The sequence below is a fragment of the Paenibacillus sp. FSL H8-0259 genome (genome assembly GCF_037963255.1).
In the GTDB taxonomy this organism is placed as follows: Bacteria; Bacillota; Bacilli; order Paenibacillales; family Paenibacillaceae; genus Paenibacillus_AQ; species Paenibacillus_AQ phytohabitans.
The window spans coordinates 4,371,984-4,389,354 of sequence record NZ_CP150147.1; the positions used below are offsets into that span (position 1 = coordinate 4,371,984).

25 protein-coding genes and 1 pseudogene are annotated in these 17,371 nt (G+C 46.4%); 5 read left to right on the top strand and 21 right to left on the bottom strand.

Annotated elements, in window-relative coordinates; genetic code table 11:
* Positions 1-144: 144 nt before the first annotated feature.
* Positions 145-366, top strand: coding sequence for a hypothetical protein (locus NSU01_RS18350; RefSeq protein ID WP_076243084.1), 222 nt, complete (start codon positions 145-147; stop codon positions 364-366).
* 141 nt (positions 367-507) lie between these two features.
* Here the strand turns inward: NSU01_RS18350 and NSU01_RS18355 are convergent, their stop codons facing one another.
* The 16 genes from NSU01_RS18355 to NSU01_RS18430 all read right to left on the bottom strand — a co-directional run bounded on the left by NSU01_RS18355 (position 508) and on the right by NSU01_RS18430 (position 10,664).
* Positions 508-975, bottom strand: a complete 468-nt coding sequence (locus tag NSU01_RS18355; protein ID WP_083705319.1) for an N-acetylmuramoyl-L-alanine amidase — start codon at positions 973-975, stop codon at positions 508-510.
* The gene (locus NSU01_RS18360; protein WP_076243083.1) at positions 972-1,274 is read right to left on the bottom strand and encodes a hypothetical protein; all 303 of its coding nucleotides are present in this window, start codon (positions 1,272-1,274) and stop codon (positions 972-974) included. The genes NSU01_RS18355 and NSU01_RS18360 overlap by 4 nt, the downstream gene beginning before the upstream one ends.
* A gap of 63 nt (positions 1,275-1,337) precedes the next feature.
* Entirely contained in the window at positions 1,338-1,553 is a 216-nt protein-coding gene (locus NSU01_RS18365; RefSeq protein ID WP_042215744.1) for a hypothetical protein, read from the bottom strand.
* A 1-nt stretch (position 1,554) separates the two neighbouring features.
* Positions 1,555-1,839 carry a hypothetical protein gene (locus NSU01_RS18370; RefSeq protein ID WP_042215747.1) on the bottom strand — a complete coding sequence of 95 codons (285 nt, stop codon included), beginning with the start codon at positions 1,837-1,839 and terminating at the stop codon, positions 1,555-1,557.
* A gap of 85 nt (positions 1,840-1,924) precedes the next feature.
* Positions 1,925-2,089 carry a hypothetical protein gene (locus NSU01_RS18375; protein ID WP_339302323.1) on the bottom strand — a complete coding sequence of 55 codons (165 nt, stop codon included), beginning with the start codon at positions 2,087-2,089 and terminating at the stop codon, positions 1,925-1,927.
* A gap of 306 nt (positions 2,090-2,395) precedes the next feature.
* A complete protein-coding gene (locus NSU01_RS18380) occupies positions 2,396-2,959 on the bottom strand; it encodes a hypothetical protein (RefSeq protein ID WP_076243081.1) in 564 nt (187 codons plus the stop codon).
* Positions 2,960-3,093: 134 nt separating this feature from the next.
* Positions 3,094-3,525 (bottom strand): hypothetical protein, encoded by a 432-nt coding sequence (locus NSU01_RS18385; RefSeq protein ID WP_076243080.1) that lies wholly within the window; start codon positions 3,523-3,525, stop codon positions 3,094-3,096.
* Positions 3,512-5,086: a phage tail spike protein gene (locus tag NSU01_RS18390; RefSeq protein ID WP_256703778.1), complete on the bottom strand. Its 1,575-nt coding sequence runs from the start codon at positions 5,084-5,086 to the stop codon at positions 3,512-3,514. The genes NSU01_RS18385 and NSU01_RS18390 overlap by 14 nt, the downstream gene beginning before the upstream one ends.
* A 78-nt stretch (positions 5,087-5,164) precedes the next feature.
* Positions 5,165-6,283, bottom strand: coding sequence for an acyltransferase (locus tag NSU01_RS18395; protein WP_076243078.1), 1,119 nt, complete (start codon positions 6,281-6,283; stop codon positions 5,165-5,167).
* A 126-nt stretch (positions 6,284-6,409) separates the two neighbouring features.
* Positions 6,410-6,541, bottom strand: coding sequence for a hypothetical protein (locus NSU01_RS18400; protein ID WP_339302324.1), 132 nt, complete (start codon positions 6,539-6,541; stop codon positions 6,410-6,412).
* Positions 6,542-6,608: 67 nt separating this feature from the next.
* Entirely contained in the window at positions 6,609-6,974 is a 366-nt protein-coding gene (locus NSU01_RS18405) for a hypothetical protein (protein WP_076243077.1), read from the bottom strand.
* A gap of 623 nt (positions 6,975-7,597) precedes the next feature.
* Positions 7,598-7,906 (bottom strand): hypothetical protein, encoded by a 309-nt coding sequence (locus NSU01_RS18410; RefSeq protein WP_144026011.1) that lies wholly within the window; start codon positions 7,904-7,906, stop codon positions 7,598-7,600.
* 569 nt (positions 7,907-8,475) lie between these two features.
* Positions 8,476-8,649 carry a hypothetical protein gene (locus tag NSU01_RS18415; protein WP_179093455.1) on the bottom strand — a complete coding sequence of 58 codons (174 nt, stop codon included), beginning with the start codon at positions 8,647-8,649 and terminating at the stop codon, positions 8,476-8,478.
* 15 nt (positions 8,650-8,664) lie between these two features.
* Positions 8,665-8,973 (bottom strand): hypothetical protein, encoded by a 309-nt coding sequence (locus NSU01_RS18420; protein ID WP_076243076.1) that lies wholly within the window; start codon positions 8,971-8,973, stop codon positions 8,665-8,667.
* Between the two features lie 309 nt (positions 8,974-9,282).
* Entirely contained in the window at positions 9,283-10,161 is an 879-nt protein-coding gene (locus NSU01_RS18425) for a DUF5677 domain-containing protein (protein WP_076243075.1), read from the bottom strand.
* Positions 10,162-10,199: 38 nt separating this feature from the next.
* A complete protein-coding gene (locus tag NSU01_RS18430) occupies positions 10,200-10,664 on the bottom strand; it encodes an ArpU family phage packaging/lysis transcriptional regulator (RefSeq protein ID WP_076243074.1) in 465 nt (154 codons plus the stop codon).
* Positions 10,665-10,773: 109 nt separating this feature from the next.
* On the opposite strand from NSU01_RS18430, the gene NSU01_RS18435 reads away from it, so the two are divergent.
* Positions 10,774-11,187, top strand: coding sequence for a hypothetical protein (locus NSU01_RS18435; protein WP_076243073.1), 414 nt, complete (start codon positions 10,774-10,776; stop codon positions 11,185-11,187).
* Positions 11,188-11,522: 335 nt separating this feature from the next.
* On the opposite strand, the gene NSU01_RS18440 is transcribed toward NSU01_RS18435, so the two are convergent.
* From NSU01_RS18440 to NSU01_RS18450, 3 genes are read right to left on the bottom strand one after another with little or no spacing between them, the layout of a single operon-like run.
* Complete coding sequence (locus NSU01_RS18440) at positions 11,523-11,654, bottom strand: ASCH domain-containing protein (protein WP_305954187.1); 132 nt, start codon at positions 11,652-11,654, stop codon at positions 11,523-11,525.
* Between the two features lie 17 nt (positions 11,655-11,671).
* On the bottom strand, positions 11,672-11,971 hold the full coding sequence (locus tag NSU01_RS18445) for a hypothetical protein (protein WP_076243072.1): 300 nt from the start codon (positions 11,969-11,971) through the stop codon (positions 11,672-11,674).
* Positions 11,972-12,016: 45 nt separating this feature from the next.
* Positions 12,017-12,502 (bottom strand): hypothetical protein, encoded by a 486-nt coding sequence (locus tag NSU01_RS18450; RefSeq protein WP_076243071.1) that lies wholly within the window; start codon positions 12,500-12,502, stop codon positions 12,017-12,019.
* A gap of 124 nt (positions 12,503-12,626) precedes the next feature.
* On the opposite strand from NSU01_RS18450, the gene NSU01_RS18455 reads away from it, so the two are divergent.
* Positions 12,627-12,911 (top strand): phosphatidylinositol kinase, encoded by a 285-nt coding sequence (locus tag NSU01_RS18455; protein WP_076243070.1) that lies wholly within the window; start codon positions 12,627-12,629, stop codon positions 12,909-12,911.
* Between the two features lie 435 nt (positions 12,912-13,346).
* Here the strand turns inward: NSU01_RS18455 and NSU01_RS18460 are convergent.
* Positions 13,347-14,720 (bottom strand): annotated as a pseudogene (locus NSU01_RS18460) (DNA cytosine methyltransferase); the annotation flags it as partial.
* A gap of 519 nt (positions 14,721-15,239) precedes the next feature.
* On the opposite strand from NSU01_RS18460, the gene NSU01_RS18465 reads away from it, so the two are divergent.
* Positions 15,240-16,400: a C45 family peptidase gene (locus tag NSU01_RS18465; protein WP_042137669.1), complete on the top strand. Its 1,161-nt coding sequence runs from the start codon at positions 15,240-15,242 to the stop codon at positions 16,398-16,400.
* Here the strand turns inward: NSU01_RS18465 and NSU01_RS18470 are convergent.
* Positions 16,360-16,812, bottom strand: coding sequence for a GrpB family protein (locus tag NSU01_RS18470; RefSeq protein ID WP_256703776.1), 453 nt, complete (start codon positions 16,810-16,812; stop codon positions 16,360-16,362). The two genes, NSU01_RS18465 and NSU01_RS18470, sit on opposite strands and share 41 nt — an antisense overlap.
* A 246-nt stretch (positions 16,813-17,058) precedes the next feature.
* Between NSU01_RS18470 and NSU01_RS18475 the strand changes: the two genes are divergently transcribed.
* Positions 17,059-17,229 carry a hypothetical protein gene (locus NSU01_RS18475; protein WP_179093454.1) on the top strand — a complete coding sequence of 57 codons (171 nt, stop codon included), beginning with the start codon at positions 17,059-17,061 and terminating at the stop codon, positions 17,227-17,229.
* Positions 17,230-17,371 lie beyond the last annotated feature (142 nt).

Sequence of the window (17,371 nt, forward strand, 5' to 3'; positions counted from 1 at the left end):
TTTCCTGGACAGATGTATACAAAAATCCCGCCAGTTCAGAACTGGCAGGAGAATACAATCAACGGAGCTTCTTCGCTATGCCTGGAATGGAATAATTATGTATAATATTTATGGTTAGAGGAAAGTCTTAGGAGGTTAAATCATATGGAAGAAGTACGGATACAGAAGCAGGACCGTTCCGTGAGCTTCAGAGTTGCAACAGATGCAGGGGAATTTATCGTCTTTGATATGTCACTTTCCAGCCCAACCCGTAACCGCACCCTTTTCAGCGGAAAAGAGTTCAGTCAGGCTTGGGCAGCCGCAGAAGCGGTTCTGGGTGAAATCGCAGTCCCTGATGAACTCTTGAAATTTGCAACAACAGTCTGATGCCCCAGAGTTGACCCCTCAACAGGGGTCTTTATTATTCATATACGAGGTGACCGTAAATGAGAAAATACAAACGTTCAGGCAGAGACATTGTTTCTTTCCTGCTGGGATTTGCGTCAGTGCTGATCATTGCCTTCTTCGTTATCCGGTATGTTCTTCAGAATGTTTCGTTTGGGCCTTAGGGGTAGGTGAGAAAGCCCAGTCACTAATTAGCTTTGAAATGTGGCGCTTGTACGCCTCAAGGGTATTAATCTTACCGCCGTAGCACAGCTCCACGCCCAGGGCGATATCATTGGCATCGTCGCCGGATTTAGCATTGTCGGTGGTCACGTTATACAGCACATGCCAGGCCTTTTCGGCCGGATCCGTTCCGGTGCCGGTGGGGATGATCTCCAGGACGCGCTTATCGTCCACAAAGACCTGAGCGGAAGCCGATCGGTTCACCAGCGTCTGAAAATACTCAAAATGTTTATCCTCTGTTGCCCCGGGATTGCCGGTATCATGGGCAACTAAAAAGCCCGGCGTACCCGTTACTAACCGGGTGCCGGGCCGAACATTGGAACGCTTGTTGATATAGCGCCGCTCGATTGGGTATTTATTTTTGATCATCGTCTTCCGGATCCTCCCTTCCTTTTACCGCTGGGCCGTTCTAAGAACAGCCCCAAATCTCTGCCCTGCACCAGAATGGCCAGAGCTGCCAGTGTAACTGTCGTGCCGATCACTCCGATGGTCCAGCCCCAGTCCTGCAGCAGACGGAAGTAGTAACCGCTCCAGCCCTCAATCCTACCGAAACGGATCACGAATCCTATTAGCCGCTCCAATGCATAGGCCGTGAACATCAGCATGCCGAGCACTAGTCCGATACCGACAACGCCCTCACGGTACTTCTTGCGGAAATAGATGTGCATGGAGCCGTAATATAAATGATGCAGATCAGCGATAACGCATAGCAGATGAGTGTAATGTTGTCGTTAGCGCGCATAGTTCTCCCCCTCTTTCGTACTGTGATCGTAAATAAAAGCGCCGGCGAAGCCATTGGACCGGACGACTTCCTTGTGTCGTTCATCCAGGTCCTCATATCGCCGGATCGCCCACTTCACTTCCTGTTCCTTCTCTTCTAATTCCGCCTCTTTCTTTTTGATGGCGGGTATCTTTCTGAGCAGTTCGAACAAACTAACTCGCGGCATGTTACCCACCTCCGTCCTGGTCGCCTGGATTCAAACGATCTGCAGGCTTCATTTTCTCCATAACATCACTACTCCGATTTAGAGCAGCCACGGCGGATATGGCCTTCTCGATTGCGTCATCCCGCTGCTTCTCCGCCTTCTCCAGCGACTTCCCTGGCACCAACTTACCAATAACCAACCACCTACCTACAATGACCAACAGCAACGCTTCCCCGAGCGCAAACAACCAGCCAATACCATATTGGTCCGCCAACGACAGGGCGTCTTTTAAGCTAGGCAAATCCATCCTCCCGCCCCTCTCTCTACATGGAAATAGCCCGCGGATCGGCTCCGAGGGCAAAAAATAGCACGCTCCTCTGCAGGGCGTGCCGCTATTCAACCGGTGACTCCAAATCTGCTTCCACTTTACTGGCTGCTGCCTTCTTGCGGGCTTCGTCCAGCGCCGCCAGTGCTTCACCGATCTGCATGTCGATCTGCTGAAGCAGCTCATGCTGCCGGCCGGGATGGGAGTTGATGAGCAGCAGTACAACTGCCACCGCTTCCTGCACTGGATTGCTCGGGTTCACCGAGATGTCGAAATTTAATACTTTGGCCAGAGGGATCACCTCCTTTCGAGGGAATAAAAAAGAGCCCTCGGAAAAGGACTCATTGTGAATCTGAATCTTTTATCCAACCGCTACCTGGAATGTAGTGCTGAGTATGACCAGTAATTACATTAACTTTCACTGGATACATGCTGCCGTCTCGCTCAAATTCTAAGTAACGATAAGGTGTAGGGTAAATCAGTATGCTAAAGGCGAATAACAGCAAAAGGACTCCAGCAACCCAGACGATAGGTTTGTTCATGGCGTTGAGGGTTCATCAAGTAGCGTCTTAAGCCTGACAAGTTCTTCTTCATTAAAAGTTATGATCTCTTGCTTTGCTTTGATCATTTCATCAATTTTTGCCAAAGCATCAAGCTGCTGCTGTTCTGTCGGGTAATCAGCCGGATACATTTTGACTTTTTCTTTGGAGTCTTCCAAACCTTTAATTGCTCCTTGAGCGCTCTCAATTTCACTCTCAGCAGCCCGGATTTTATATTCAATAAATTCTCTTGAATCGGATTTGTCTGTGGATGTTCCGTTTGAAATAGTTGAATCCGAAGCTATCGTTTGATTGTCACTCATGATAATCTTTTTCCCCTCCACAGTCAGATTTGTCCCCACTGCTTCAGCAACTGCACGAACTGGAGCATAAGCCGAACCATTAATGATAACAGCATCACCAATCTTCGTTCCATTTGCTTTCTGTACCGTGAACAGCCCTTGAACTTTTGCACCGATTAATGGAGAACTTGCGGCTGCAAATCCAATCGACCCACCAAGCATAAGCGCAGAAGTCATAATAACAAAAATCTTCTTTTTCAATATTTCAACCTCCTGAATATAGTAATAACCCAAGTATATCCAAGAGGCTTATAAGATGGTAGTTTTTTTAAGAAACTGTGAATGAGCCTCCCCAGTTCACTGCACCAGCAATACCATGATTATGGGTTCCAAGGTTAACCGTGTGCGAAATGACTAGCGCTTGCTTTCTCCGCTAAGGCGGACCAAATAGAATCAAGCTCAGCACGTAATCCGCTAACGAAATTAATACCGAAACCGGAAACACTATAGGCAGAAGCGAATTTCATTTGCCCTTGAAAAAATATAGTGTTTGTCATAGCAGATAAGAACAGATCGTTATCTCCAGCAGATCGTACTTCAAACAGACCATCACCACCATTAATTACGCCACTACGAGTACCATTTGATTGATCAAATGTAAGTGCACTCATATTATATCCAGCATCCTGATAGATTCCGATGCGCCTGGTACCACTTGCATCATAAGTCCTCCATCCGGTTTCATCAACCTCGAACCTTGCTCCTGCAGCAGCAGTCCTGATCAGCGCCCCCGTCACTGTACCGGCGATAATATCAGAATAGGTCATCGTGGCTTTCTTCAATCAGTCCTGTCAGCGTAATAGATCTCGCCACAACATTCCCAGCCATATCCACTCGGAACGGAGCACTCGCCCAATCCGCATGCCCAGCGCTGATGCCGCTAGGATTGATCTTGGTGATGTTGTTACCCTCGCCGATCTCCATCCTGACAAAGTTACCCAGCACCCCGGCAATCACTTCAGCAGCAATGCCCCGTCCAGTGATGGCCGTTCGTGCTGTGGCCCCGCCGTCCTCCGTAATAATGAGTCCATGTGAAGTCAGGATCATCTGCACGTTCGGATGATCCACCTCCTGCAGCACAATGCCGCGGCTGTCGTAAATAATCTCACTCTTGGAAGCATTAATGTCGATGACGGCCTGCTTCGCAAATTCCTCGAACGCAGCTGCCCGCACCCGGCCGCCGGACAGGAGGTCATTTAGGATCTGCTTGCTGCGTTCCAGGTCCGCCAGCACCTGCGTATCATCCCGCATCTGGTAATTGGAGAGCGTCGCCTGAGAGTGTTTATCCATAGAGAACGGATACTCTGTCAGCTCCATCACCCGGCAGCTGACGCGCTGCAGTTCCATTTCAGGATCGTAGGCATAAACGGTGTCGCCCAGCCGAGGCTGCTGCTCGTCAGGGTCAATCTTGTAGATGTCAGCCGCACTGACGCCGATCTCGAACTCTGGCATTTCCTTCTTCCGCAGGGCCTCCCGGGTAGCTATCAGCAGTTCTACCGGATCCTCGATGTTCTGGTCAATCAGCTCGCCGTCGTAGAAGGTATTGACGTTATTGGTCCAGTACTGAGCATATGGCGAGATCAGGTAATTGACGGCCAACTTGTTGTCAACAATGGCACCGGGAACGGATTGCAGCAGGCTGCGTTCCTCAGTCGTCAGGAAGTCGGCGGAGAGGCCGATGAATGTGCGGCCGTCTTTCATCTGGCTGAACATCCTGGTGACCAGGTTCGAAGCATCATCCTTGAAGGAGTCGCTGATGATGTTCTTCTTCAGCCGGTATTCGAAACCATCATCGATGCCGATGCGCTTGTGTAGGTGAATGACGAAGTTATCCGGATCAATTTCGCAGCCATACAGATTGACGGAATCCTGCAGTGCAGCCAGCGCCGTAGTCACTCCCCAGTCCTTCACGTCCCTGAGGTCGAAGGTATCATGTGTAACAAAGGAATACACACCACCTGTGGCCGCGCTGATCTTATCCAGCAGCACGCTAATGTGAATACCGTAGGCTTCATCAATGTAATCGGAGTACGGCATTTTGAAGTCGATCATCTTGAACATGATATGAGTGCAGATGACCTGGGCACTGATAACCTTGTTGCTGCGATCCCGAGCGCGGCTCTGCACAACATAAAATTGGCTACGCTCGTCTTGAACGTGGCCTTTAGGTATAATCAACTCTTTATAATCAGCGCTGGTCATCGGAACTGTGAAGGTTATCTCGTAATCGCTGTTCAGACGGCGACGGCGCTGGACGTCGGTGGATGCGACCAACAGACCGGTTGGAGAGCGGTTGCGATCAAATGAACGAAGATGATTCAACTCCAATTTAAATTCCTCCTTCATCATTTTCAATAAAAATACCCTCCAGGTATCACCTGAAGGATAAATCAGAAAAAACACTATCTATAATGTCATTTTCATCTTATTGGATTGAATTTTAGTGGAAACATATTTCCTTCTTATCATTTTTGAAAAGGGTTTTTCAATTCCTTCGAAAGACGCGATTGATAATGCAATTGTTATAAAAACAAAGATCAGAAATGCTACTCTTGAAGAATAATTTGTATTTAGTTGATATACATCATCTAGTGTTTTAAATATTAATTGGACTGGGAAATGCCACAAATAGATAGAATATGATATATCCCCTAAATATGATAATGGTCTTATTGATAAAAATTTATACAACACAGAGATATTCAAAGAGAAAATAATAATTAAAGGATACACCAAGACTGTATAAACTAACTGCCAATATTCTGTTTGATGTCCGATAGTCACCAAGTACCATATTGTCGCTAGCAAGATTGCACCGGAGACTAATAAAGCAGAAACTTTACTCTTTTGATTTTTTATAAATATATTCACTTCATAGGTTATACAACCTATGAAAAAGCCTATTAAAACTCGCCCTACCTTTTCGTTTATAAATAGATAATCCATCTTATTTAAGAGTATAATAAATCCAAATATTATGCATGTTACATAGATATAAAAAAACATATGATTCTTACGGTTCAATATATATTTAGCGATTATAAAAAACAAGATATATGCAACGATTTCGCTTGACACAGACCAAGTCGGTGCATTAAAAGACCACCCCTTTTCAAACCCCTCGCCTTGTATAAATAAAGCATTCAAAATGAAATGGTAAAGATCATTATTCTGATAAATAAAAAAACCCTTATCAAGATGCACTCGCACTATTTGAAAGACTAAGACTACCATCAATGTTAAAAAATGAAGAGGATACAGTCTACTCATTCTAAAAATTGCATATTCTTTAAATTTAACTGTACCATTAACTATTTTTTCTTTATAAACAAAGGAGAATATAAAACCTGACAACACAAAAAAGAAATCTACCAAATTCCATCCATAGTGATAAAACCAATACCCTTTATTGCTAAAAGGAAATCCATTCTGAGGTTGGAAGTGTTGATAATGCCAAAAAAAAGCTACTCCAATTGCCGCAATTCCCCTTAGAGAATCTAATGGTGTCAATCGATTACTATTCATTTTTTCCCCTCATGATACAGATTTATGTTTAGAACTAGATTATATATTGAATGTCTCTCATTTAAAACCATAAATCCGATCACTAATCAAAAGGACTTTCTATGAATTTGTATTCTTTTCTCTTTTTTAGAGTGGCGCTCCAGTCTCATCGTATCCAAGAGTAGCAAGTCTAGCCTTTACACTAGCTTGAGAGCCAACAGGAACTTGGGCAATTGTGATATCTCTATAAATAATGAGCGATGCCATAACAATAATCATTTTCATCCCCCTTTTCCAGAACTTAATAAGATCCATAATAAAAGGCGGAAGAGGACATATGCCAACATCATCCGCCTAACAACTTCGAGTATATTTCAAAAAGCGCATTTTTGTTTTCGCGATCCTTGTCTTCAATTAAGGCTTTCAAAGCTTCATTTTCTGCTTGGAGTTTCTCGAACTCTGTCGGCTCGGGTGTATGGTCTATTTCATACTGTCGCCATAGTGTAGTCATCTCTGCATCTGTTCGTTCAATTATTTCATCCCCCTTTACATACCATCGGGGTATAACCTTGTTATACCATAAGTATAAGTTAAAGTGGCGCCCGCCATCTTGAGCGACCAGTAAGTCGCCTTCATGCGGCTGCTCAAACGCATCAGAAAAAGCGTGGATCACGTTGCTGTCTGCGTCCACGCGGATATAGTGTCTATACATATCTTCACTCCTTACAGTTCAGCATCTGCTGTAAAATGAAATGCTCTTGACCTGTCTATGGTCGTAGGTGTCTCGATGTTAAACCCATACTCACCCGCAAATTAATGGCTCCGTCAGTGGCTTCGATAGATCCAACATAATACCTTGCTGTACTCCCAGTTCCTCCGGGATTAGTTGAAAATGGTGAATATGTGTATATTGTTGGCGTAATTCTTTTTCGGACTTTAAAATTTACATTAATTGTTTGCGACGCCGAAACATTTGCTCCAAATATAATGACTCCTGCTGAGTTATTAGTTTGTGGTTGTATATCCATTGCATAACTTTTTTCGTAGTATCGCTGACACAACGCTAGTTCATCACAAATGGATCGCGGTTGAAAAGGGAGGCCTACGTCTCCAGTATTCACTTGCAACTTTGCAATATCGATTGTACCAGTTCCAACAAAAGTTTCGGTCCCAGTCGTCCTACGGTTGCTGCTACTCCAGAACCCCACAATGTCAAAAACCGCACTTGCATTCTGTCTTCCATTCCTGTTCCAAATGTTTTTCCAACAAGAGTATTGGTTGTGAATGTAAAACTGTACTGTGTCCATGTTGATGTCAGCACCCAGTTCGATCCATTTATAATCTCCGCAGATGACGCACCACTGAAATTATAAACTGATTAAGACGCACTCCAATTTTCTTGGAGGCAATCGAGCTTCTTGCCCAGAAACTAACAGTAATTTTTTTCCCTAATCCACATAAAAGACGCACACCATTTTCAATTTGTTGTTGCAGATAATAAACATCATTGGCTCCAAAGCCGCTACCAGCCCCATTGACAGCAATTCTGTAATAATTAGAGGCTCCATTTATATCTCCTGGAGTAACACTTTGCCTACTGTGTGTAATGGATGTCGGCAGAGTTCCGGTTACCGAATCTACCACTTGGAATCTATCTGCAGTATACTATACGTATAAGCATTTGCACTTATATTCTGAAGACCCTTCCCATCTTCCCCATACACAACGTGCACACTTCGCTGGCTGATTAGGATGCTCTTTAACCAACGGAGGCCGGATACTATTCTGTTTTCTCGCCATGATGACCATCCTTTCGTGAATACAATTTAACCCAATCATACAAATCACTTTGGGATAATGAACTGGAACGAAGCGCAGCTGCTAATTCCCGCTTCCACTCTTCAGAACCGAACTCATAAAACCTTGCTGCTATCTCCACCAGAATCACCCTTTCGGAATAATAAAAAAAGCCGCCCAATAATGAGCGACTTCGGAATATGTATTCAATTCAATCCTGCAATGAGCCTGGTCTATAGAGCGGCGTCCGCTAAGCGTCCGCAGCAAATGCGCTGCGCTCTTTGCTTAAATCTTTATCTCCATAGTTACAGAGGAGAACAACACCATTTTACTGACCTGGAGAAATCGGAGTCAAAGCCGCCGCAGCTAATCACAGCAGATATGCTCATGGAAATCTCATTCTCTCTCCCCATTGCTCACTCTTTCGGCAAATGCTGCCGGGAGTATTTCCGGACGGATCCATCTTGAAACTCAGCTTCTATAACCTTGAGCCCCGAAGTAACTTTATCTGTGCTGATGACCCGGGCAGGCTCATGCACGATGTTGCCATTTACCCAATATCCGAATTCCCTAATGTTCCCGACTTCCACGATAAGCACCTCCAGTTATACCGGCTTATATTTCAGCTTCAGCTCAGCCATTAATGCCTTGACTTCCGCCTGATCCCGTTCGATCCTCTCCTGAAGTGCATCACGCTTAACAGGATCTTTCAGAGCATTGAAACGTTCCCGCAGCTTACCGATGGAACGCTGCTTCTCACGAACATTTGTATCCGTGTAGAACGACGGGTACTCTGTCTGGCAGTACGGGCAGATGAAGTAAATCTCTTCGGCGGCATCCTCCAGCCGACGCTGCTGCAAGTCTATATGAAATCCACCCTTGCAATTATCGTAGTGGACAGCCATTCCTTCCATTATTGAACCCCTCCTGATGTTTTATTTTGATTCATCATTGATTCGAGAACGAGAATATCCCGCACTCACTCAGGCGGCCGGCAGCCTCCACGATCCAATCTTTAACCGTTGTGGTCACGGTTCTAGGGGACAAGGGTAACAAGATCGGAGTAAAAGAAAAAGCGAGAGGAGGTACGCCTCGGTTAATGCTGCATTGCTGCAGCCGTGCGTGTCACTCTCGCCTGATTTCCACATTACCAATATACTATGTCTAAAACCTAATGAACGGCCATTGTGCGGTCAAATATCGGCCAAAAGACGGTCAAGATATTAACGAAAACCTAAGTGATTTAATTGCTCTACAATATCTATTTTGAGCCTGTTAATTTGTATCAATTCATATGCAAAAATAAGTAAATAATTCGAGGTCATACTTATAGTACTATTTAATTCATCTCGTTCAGTTCCTATGCTTAACAAATTATTATTTTTATCTCGATAACTCGAAAACATAGAACTTTCACCATGAACCATTTGGCTATTAATTTTATAATTGACTATATACTCTTGCTCTAAGTAGAAGTCAGGCATTTCTTTCTGGAGTCTTCCAGTCATATCAACTTGTCTTGCTCTTTGATCTAGGGAAGGGTATTTAGCCCAATGATATTTATTTCCGTGTTTATAAAACTGACTTTTAAAATTCTTAGCTCTATTTATTAAAGGTTCCGTTGGGCCATGAAAAAGTAACGTTTCGTTAAATTTATTACCTTTTTTGATCATATAATCTTTAAAATCGTTCCATCTATTAAACAATGACTCATTTGTAATTGCCTCATAATCCATCCAACTATCCCTTTCGTTCTGGGATTTATTTATTTCTTTACACAGCCATAAATAAGAAAAATCTATTAAATTCTCTAACATAGAACGCACTAAAATTGAACTTGAAACTCCGAACCCTTTTATAATCAGATGATAAATACTTTCACCTAAATGATACTCATGAGCAAGGAAATAACGACTTATATAAATCAATTTATCTGATTTATATTTTTTGTGATTTTCATTCACCTCATAGATCATTAGGTCATAGATAAAAAGAATATAAATCATTCTTTGTAATAGCTTTGCGTCCGCGTTCGCCACACCTTCTATTTTTTCAATTTCTTCTTTCCATGATTCTGAAAGGTCAACAGGATATTTAATCAATAAACTTCCCCCTAAAAAGCAGTTTCTCATTTCCTTACCTAATTATGATCGATTAACACTTCTAATCCAAGTGCGCACGCTAAAACATATATTGCTCTTGATTTTATCCTTCGGTACTTCCGATCGCTCATCCCCAGCTCCCCGCACAGTATCGAATCATACTCATCCTCATACTCCAGATATCGCAGTTGTATAATCTCCCGCTCCGACTTCTTAAGCCTTTCCATGGCCATGTCCAGTAATTTAGATTGCTGCTCCAACTCAGCCCCTCTGTCCGTGTTCCATATCGCTATATTCTCCGTCGTCCGGCTGATCGCATTCGTTGATCCGTGATACCGCGGTTCCGGACTCGCTGTTAATGCTGCCTGGCGCCGTACGAATCCAATCTGCCGATACAAACGGATCGTTTCTAGATGTTCTTCCACCCGGCGTCGGGTTTCCTTCTCGTCGATCGGGAGGATGTCAGAAGCCAGTTGGATTGCTAATTTGTCGCTTTTCCCCATGATAATTCCCTCACTCGTGGTATAATTCGAATGAAGGTACACGATTGGACCCCCGCCCCGGCCAAGGATATGGGGGTCTTTTGCTATTCATAAAAATGGAGGTAATTCGATGTTTAGTAACAACAGAAGGAGCATGCGTGCGTACATTATGCTCAATCCCAATATCACTGATGATCAATTAATGAGAATAAAGATTGATTACGAAGCAACGTTGGAAGAGTTGAAACTATCTGGTGTGTTGTTATCGGCGATAACAATAATTTTAACCATAGTGGGCATTATCGTTAATAAAACTTATACAGGCACAGGAAAATTATTTTTTTTGTTTCTTCTATTCTTTGCCGCATGTATATATTTTCTCTTTACTAAAAAAAATAGAGTGGTGTCCAATCTAGTGAACGACATAAAGACTATTGAATATGAAATTCAAATGCGCAAAGAAAAACAGGCAATACATAAAAGTCATATGGAGCAAATTTCAATTATCAGAGATAGGAGATTAAGAGAAAAATATAAAAAATAATATTATCTACTATTGGATATCTTTGTCCAGATCCACAAGCTCTGCTACCCTTTGGTCGGGACCGACTCCGGCAGCTGCTTAACATGCGTCAGTTCCCAGCATAACGGCCATCATCATACCAGCCTAAAGCCTGTTCCTTTTTGCTGACCGGGTCCTCTCGCATCGCATTACCACCGTCTTTTTCAAGCACTACATCCCCGCGTATGCAGCGGCTGACCTCCCAGCACTCCTCAAGACTTGCAACAGCCACAACCGTCCCGGTCGGCAGATTTCAGCAGTATATCCGTGCCGGACGAGTGCTGCACTGATCTCTGGCTCCTCGCACGCTTCCCGGTCTACATTTTCCCGGCGTGAATCGCCAACTCGCCGCGGTGCTTTGTTGCCCAACTGCGCGTTTCAAACCGTTTCTCTCTGAGGGCGATCAGTGTCGCCCACGGCTGTATGATGGTTATTGCCTTCATGCTCATACTGGTTATGCCTCCCCTTAATAGCCCGCGAATTCGGGCATTTCATCCAGTTTGTATTGCGGCATTGTTTCGATCCTAAGCTTATAATCTTCGAAGAACGTGTATTCTCCGTCATGCCAATCGTTTACGCCGAATCCGTTTACAATTAACTGGTCGGCAGCCTGCAGTTCGTCCTCCGTTGGTTTGTTGTTGTCGGTCATTTGGTCGCGCAGATCCCACAGCATTTCTTGTATGGATTCCTCAGCGGTTGTAACCGTTGGCCCTTGGCCTGCGGGAATGACTATCGTAAACGTCTTAACCTTTGTCGTATTTGCCATGCTTATCAGCTCCTTTATAGGGGAGAGGGTGGCTAACCCTCTCCGTTATTCGCTAGAACCTACGAATTGCGGAAACTCCGTCTCCCATTCCAAAAGTTCCTGCAGCGTCATCTTTCCGTCTTCTTCCCAATCCATTGCTTTGTCCATTGGTAAATCGACGACTTTGTAATCCTGCCACTCTTCATCGGGGATATTGACCTGAGATCGATACCAGACGGTCAATTCTTCGTTAGTGCCGTATCCTGCTACAATGTCCGCTCTGTCTGGCCCAATGGCTACAGCATGGAGATCACCATACTGAATCCGCTTTGCTTCCGGGTCAGACTCGCAAAAATCCCCAGGTTCCTCGCCGGCCTTCCGTGCATCATGTAACGAATCAAGGACTCTGCCGATGTATTCGTCCGATACGGTATGCAGCACCGGTTTTGCACCGCTCTCCAGCAACTTCTTGGCCTGCTCCAGTGTGATAACCTCGCCATTGTGATTGATGTACTGCCCTGGACGTAAATTGTTGATATGGACTGTTTCCATCGCTCGTTCTCTCCTTAAAGTGGACTTAATTAATCAAAATATCTTTGAATATAGGCATATGCCGTGATCACCATAGGTTGTAGTCCATAGACTGTTGTCGAGATATTATTTGAGGAGGCTACTCATGGAAACAAATTATCAATCGCTCGCCTGGAACAATGTGAATAAATATGTTGGCATGACTACAAATGACGGTCAGACTCATGACGGGTTTATCGCTCATATTGATCAGGATTACGTTACACTTGCTATACCCTCAAACGAAATGATGAACGGAATGCCTGCTAACGCATCAACTTACAGACAATTTGGATACTATCCAGGCTTCTATCCTCGCCGCCGCTTTTATCCGCGACGTATACCATTTGGTGCCATTACCGCTTTGTACTTGCTTCCATTTTTTATTTAATTCAAATCACTGGTGGGAGGGGCGCTATCTGTTCCCTCCCTGGGACTAAAATAACTTCTCCTATTTGCTCGCCGTTGGCATCTGAGTAATCAATGGACACCAGCGCTTTGCTGTTTTTATAACCAGCGGGCTGCTGTAGTCCATATTGCCAAATCCAACGAAAGTATTGTCCGTTGCCTTATTTGCGTCCGGATGTTCGCAAAAGTATTTCTTACGACCTAGGCGATTCTGTTGCGTCTGCACCCTGCCGTGCTGCTTGCAGAAGTTACAATTTTTACACTGCGCTTTCATGACTTCCACTCCCTTGACCGCCATTTATAACCCGGATAGTCTCTTTCAAAAATGAATTTCCGCAGCTGTTCGTCAGTCTGCTTCTCAATTCCCTCAGCCTTCAGGATGCTTGGCTTCCCTTGGTATTCAGCGAACCCGACATAATCACGGGCCATCTTCAGCAAGTCGTCCCGGGTAAATCGCCGGAGCAAGTCCCGGATTTCTCGGCTGTCGGCGGCGGAAGCCTTGCGCCGCGAACAGCTCATGCGGCTCCAACATGCGCATGCCTATAACTACGATCTGGTAATCCACGCCCTCAACCGTAACCAAGCCGAATCGGTCCTTGGTGGTTACGGTGTGCAGGGGCTCTCCCAGCTGCTGGCCGTTATCGGCGCTACCGTAATATTTGAGTAGGAATGCCCGTACCTCGCCGAAGTGCAATCCGCCCGCCGTTATCGTTTGGAGTGGATCATCCATAGGCTGGCCTATGTTGGTGCCGCGCAGCTTGACCAAATGGGAAGTGACCAGCCTGCTCTTTCCGCCGCCCCCGGCGGTAACGGTGCCCAGTGGTGCATCCGCAGGGCTGCCGACCGACTCCCCGAAGTGCCGAACAACGTGAGCTGTAACAAGTGCATTGTGATCAACGGTTGTTACAGTCGGTAAAGGCCTCTGCAGGTCTGCCCCCGGTCCGTTGTAATTGCCGCCGTAATGCTTAGCGAGGAATGCAGCAACCAGAGCATGTTTCCGGCCGCCGGATACTACCGTGCCCAGTGGCTTCTGCAGCCCAGGTGCACGCGGGCTTTGTCCCGGACCTTCGCCGTAGCCGATCTCAATCAGTGTCGGGCTAAGAAGCATGTGATGATTGCCTGTCGTGATGGTTCGCAATGGTTCTTCCGGTGAGCTGCCGGGGTGCCCTGTCGTATTGACTCCCTGCACCGGTGTAACCAGTAGGTGTTCGGCCTTGGTTGTGACGGTCGTGAGAGGCTTGTCGATCTCATATTGCAGTCGGTCGCCGCCAAATCCGGTCTGGCCGATCCGGACTACGAACGGCCGTGGGTTATCGATCACGAAGCGCTGAATGCCTCGGGCGATTCGGCGCTGAGTATTTTCCGCCAGTGGTTTCTTCCAGTCGAAGATGCTCGGACAGGGAATCGACCAGTCAATAATCTCCGCTGCCGTCCGCCATGGCAGCCGCTTACCCACCAGTACTTCCGGACTGTCCGGTGCTCCGTGTGTGGGCTCCGGCCAGACTATCGGGCGGCCATCGCAGCGAGCCACCAGGAACAGCCGCTTGCGGATCGTCGGTGCGCCGTAATCGCAGGCCCGCAACTCCCGCCAGTCCACCCGGTAACCCTGCCTTCGCAGAGCGTTGACGAAAGAATTGAACGTCCGGCCTTTGCGATCCGGGTCCGGGTATCCGTCTTTGAGCAGTGGACCCCAGGTTTTAAACTCCTCTACATTTTCGAGCATGATCACCGGGAGCCGGACTGTCGCCGCCCACCGTACTGCAACCCAAGCAAGCCCCCGTATAATTTTATCGCCAATATTATGAAACGGGTCGGACACGATGATCCAAAAACAACTACGAAGATCTATTTACATGTCACGAAGAAGATGAAGCAGGATGATGTAAATAAGCTAAATATTCAGTTCGGAGACCTGTTGAAAATGAATCAATCCACGCTGTTGTGATTTTTATGTGATTTCTCCAATAATAAAACCCTCGAAAAGCCCGAAGAACCGCGCCTTTCAAGGGTTTTACAACACAAAAAGGAGCATTGGGGGAATGCTCCTCTTCGGCTTACATATACCGTTATTGGAACTGCGCCTCCGGCAAAAGTTAATCCGGAAGTTATATCAATAAGTTACCTTAAAAATGACAATAATACAAGTATTTCCTACTCCGTCCAAGAAAATAAGACCCTATAATGATTGCGCTTCCCTGTATAGCAGCCCATGCGGGTATTTCGGCCGGAACGGACTTTGCCGACTGAAGAGCTCGCCCGTTATAATGAACCTACTCTGCGCAGAGAGTAAACGAGAGAAGGTACTTATACAATGGATGCTAATCCCCCTATTCAACGCAGGACCGCACAATATTCCCATATCGTTACGGAAGGCACTCATTATGAGGTCGGCCGTGCCTTGGGCGCTCATTACAAGCATAATTCCGAGCTCATCTCATTCTTATCCTCTCCATTCATGGGGGCTTCCCCGCTGCTGCCGTCTGCGGCAGATAGAGTCATGGAGAGCTTCGAGAAGTATTGCCCCGGCATGAACGAAGAAATCAAAGGCTTCGCCGACGAGACCGGTATTGAACCCGGCAGGGTTGTGTTCTATTACTCCTACTTCCAGCCATCCGGTCACTGTACACAGGCTGCATACCGGACAAGTCCGGATAACGGCGGACATACCTGTCATATGCGTAACTACGATTTTGGCTGGGAGGATGAGCCCTATAATCAGCTGCTGCTCAGTACAACTCGGGTAAAGGGCAAACCTGCGCATACCGGATTTGCGCTCCAGCTGTTCGGCCGTTATGACGGAATGAACGATGAAGGGCTTACTGTAACAACTACATCGGGGAGAATCCGTCCGGAGATGACCGGTGAAGGCTTTATTTTTCCGGGAGTGGTCCGCGCCTTGCTCGACAACTGCACCACGGCGGAAGAAGCGGCGCTGCTGATACGCAGCATGCCAGTCTCCGACTACCGGAATTTCCTGATCTCGGACGCCAAAGGCGATATCGCACTAGTTGAAACTGCCGGTACGCAAAAAGAGGTCCAGTATTATCCGGCAGCGGCTGGCGGGAACTGCAACCAGCTTGTCCTCTCAGCCAACCATTATACCCTTCCATCCATGCAGGTTCATAATTTGCAGGTGATGGAGAATTCGAGGACAAGGTATGAAGCGCTGCGGTCGGCACTTACGGACGAAGTTGCCCTCCAAAGCCCCGTGGGAGCCATGCAAGCCATCGCAGGCACAGAATACCCTAAGGGAGTCTGCTGTCATCATTACAGTGAGGGCTTCGGAACGTTATGGTCCATGGTCTGTGATAACTCGGCCCGAGAGGCGCATATCTGCTTCGGTTCCCCGCAGCTGAACAGCTGGAGAACCTTTGGGTTCAACGACCCGGCCGGAGTCTACGAATATCAAGCCGTTCTGCCTAACCGCCCATCTACAGCCGGATTCTGGGATCAGCTGCCTTCTGCAGAATAGAGTGCACGAACTCTGTCTTCCCCTCACAATATGAGTCGATATCATAACGGTATTCTTTCGCAAGCCGCTGCTTGACCGCCTGATACTCCTCACGGGCAGACGGGCTGCTACGCAGATAATTGCGGAAAGCGATATGCTCAAGATATCCCTTCCCGTCCTTCGGACATACGTAAAGGTGGTACTTCATAAATCCGTCCTCCTTCACGCTCCGGAAGGCTTCCCTGCCCTCAATCCCCAAATTGCCCTGATGCTCATAACTGTACTGCTGTAATCTCCGGATGATCTCCGGCAGCTTCTCATAGCTCTCCATCACCAGATCGATATCGATAACAGGTTTGGCCGATAACCCCTCGATGGAGGTACTGCCCACATGCTCAGCCGCTATGATCAGATCTCCCGCGATCTCCAGCATCCGCGCTTCAATTCTGGCGTATTCAACCTTCCAGGCCGGGTCGTAGGGAACAACTTCAACTACTTTTGTTTTCTCAGCGATGATCTTCCCCTCCTTGGTGAGAATAGTTTTTAGTAAATATATTATAGCGCACCTGTCAACGGGGAATGTGCCTGCCTGCCAAGTATTCTATGTAACGTTTAAGTCTGCCGGGATAAAATGCAAACCGCTATCTCATACTATCCATCAGATATGGAGGTGAACAGTATGCCCAAGAACAGTGCAGATCCGAAGCATGACCGTGCTGATAACCGTGCCGATAAAAAGAACAACCAGCAGAATCACTCCAGCATCACCGAAATCCCCCAGATGGTGAATCCGGATAAAGCCGAAGATTATGTGCCAAGCTTAAATGGCGTGACCAAGAACGAAAGCTGAATGTAAAAGGACCGGGCTTCGCTGATGGAAACATTGGCGGAAGTCCGGTCTTTTTTATGTTTTCCGATGAAATTCCAGATCTCAAGCACAGCCGGGAATCAGAATTCATATATGAATTAGAGTGTGTGAATCTGAACGGGCA

What these genes read in the sequence shown, in the direction of transcription:
- NSU01_RS18350 (WP_076243084.1), top strand. Translation starts at nt 145, where the DNA reads ATGGAAGAAGTACGGATACAGAAGCAGGACCGTTCCGTGAGCTTCAGA.
- NSU01_RS18355 (WP_083705319.1), bottom strand. Translation starts at nt 975, where the DNA reads ATGATCAAAAATAAATACCCAATCGAGCGGCGCTATATCAACAAGCGT.
- NSU01_RS18360 (WP_076243083.1), bottom strand. Translation starts at nt 1,274, where the DNA reads ATGCACATCTATTTCCGCAAGAAGTACCGTGAGGGCGTTGTCGGTATC.
- NSU01_RS18365 (WP_042215744.1), bottom strand. Translation starts at nt 1,553, where the DNA reads ATGCCGCGAGTTAGTTTGTTCGAACTGCTCAGAAAGATACCCGCCATC.
- NSU01_RS18370 (WP_042215747.1), bottom strand. Translation starts at nt 1,839, where the DNA reads ATGGATTTGCCTAGCTTAAAAGACGCCCTGTCGTTGGCGGACCAATAT.
- NSU01_RS18385 (WP_076243080.1), bottom strand. Translation starts at nt 3,525, where the DNA reads ATGACCTATTCTGATATTATCGCCGGTACAGTGACGGGGGCGCTGATC.
- NSU01_RS18395 (WP_076243078.1), bottom strand. Translation starts at nt 6,283, where the DNA reads ATGAATAGTAATCGATTGACACCATTAGATTCTCTAAGGGGAATTGCG.
- NSU01_RS18400 (WP_339302324.1), bottom strand. Translation starts at nt 6,541, where the DNA reads ATGATTATTGTTATGGCATCGCTCATTATTTATAGAGATATCACAATT.
- NSU01_RS18405 (WP_076243077.1), bottom strand. Translation starts at nt 6,974, where the DNA reads ATGTATAGACACTATATCCGCGTGGACGCAGACAGCAACGTGATCCAC.
- NSU01_RS18420 (WP_076243076.1), bottom strand. Translation starts at nt 8,973, where the DNA reads ATGGAAGGAATGGCTGTCCACTACGATAATTGCAAGGGTGGATTTCAT.
- NSU01_RS18430 (WP_076243074.1), bottom strand. Translation starts at nt 10,664, where the DNA reads ATGGGGAAAAGCGACAAATTAGCAATCCAACTGGCTTCTGACATCCTC.
- NSU01_RS18435 (WP_076243073.1), top strand. Translation starts at nt 10,774, where the DNA reads ATGTTTAGTAACAACAGAAGGAGCATGCGTGCGTACATTATGCTCAAT.
- NSU01_RS18440 (WP_305954187.1), bottom strand. Translation starts at nt 11,654, where the DNA reads ATGAGCATGAAGGCAATAACCATCATACAGCCGTGGGCGACACTGATC.
- NSU01_RS18445 (WP_076243072.1), bottom strand. Translation starts at nt 11,971, where the DNA reads ATGGCAAATACGACAAAGGTTAAGACGTTTACGATAGTCATTCCCGCA.
- NSU01_RS18450 (WP_076243071.1), bottom strand. Translation starts at nt 12,502, where the DNA reads ATGGAAACAGTCCATATCAACAATTTACGTCCAGGGCAGTACATCAAT.
- NSU01_RS18455 (WP_076243070.1), top strand. Translation starts at nt 12,627, where the DNA reads ATGGAAACAAATTATCAATCGCTCGCCTGGAACAATGTGAATAAATAT.
- NSU01_RS18465 (WP_042137669.1), top strand. Translation starts at nt 15,240, where the DNA reads ATGGATGCTAATCCCCCTATTCAACGCAGGACCGCACAATATTCCCAT.
- NSU01_RS18470 (WP_256703776.1), bottom strand. Translation starts at nt 16,812, where the DNA reads ATGCTGGAGATCGCGGGAGATCTGATCATAGCGGCTGAGCATGTGGGC.
- NSU01_RS18475 (WP_179093454.1), top strand. Translation starts at nt 17,059, where the DNA reads ATGCCCAAGAACAGTGCAGATCCGAAGCATGACCGTGCTGATAACCGT.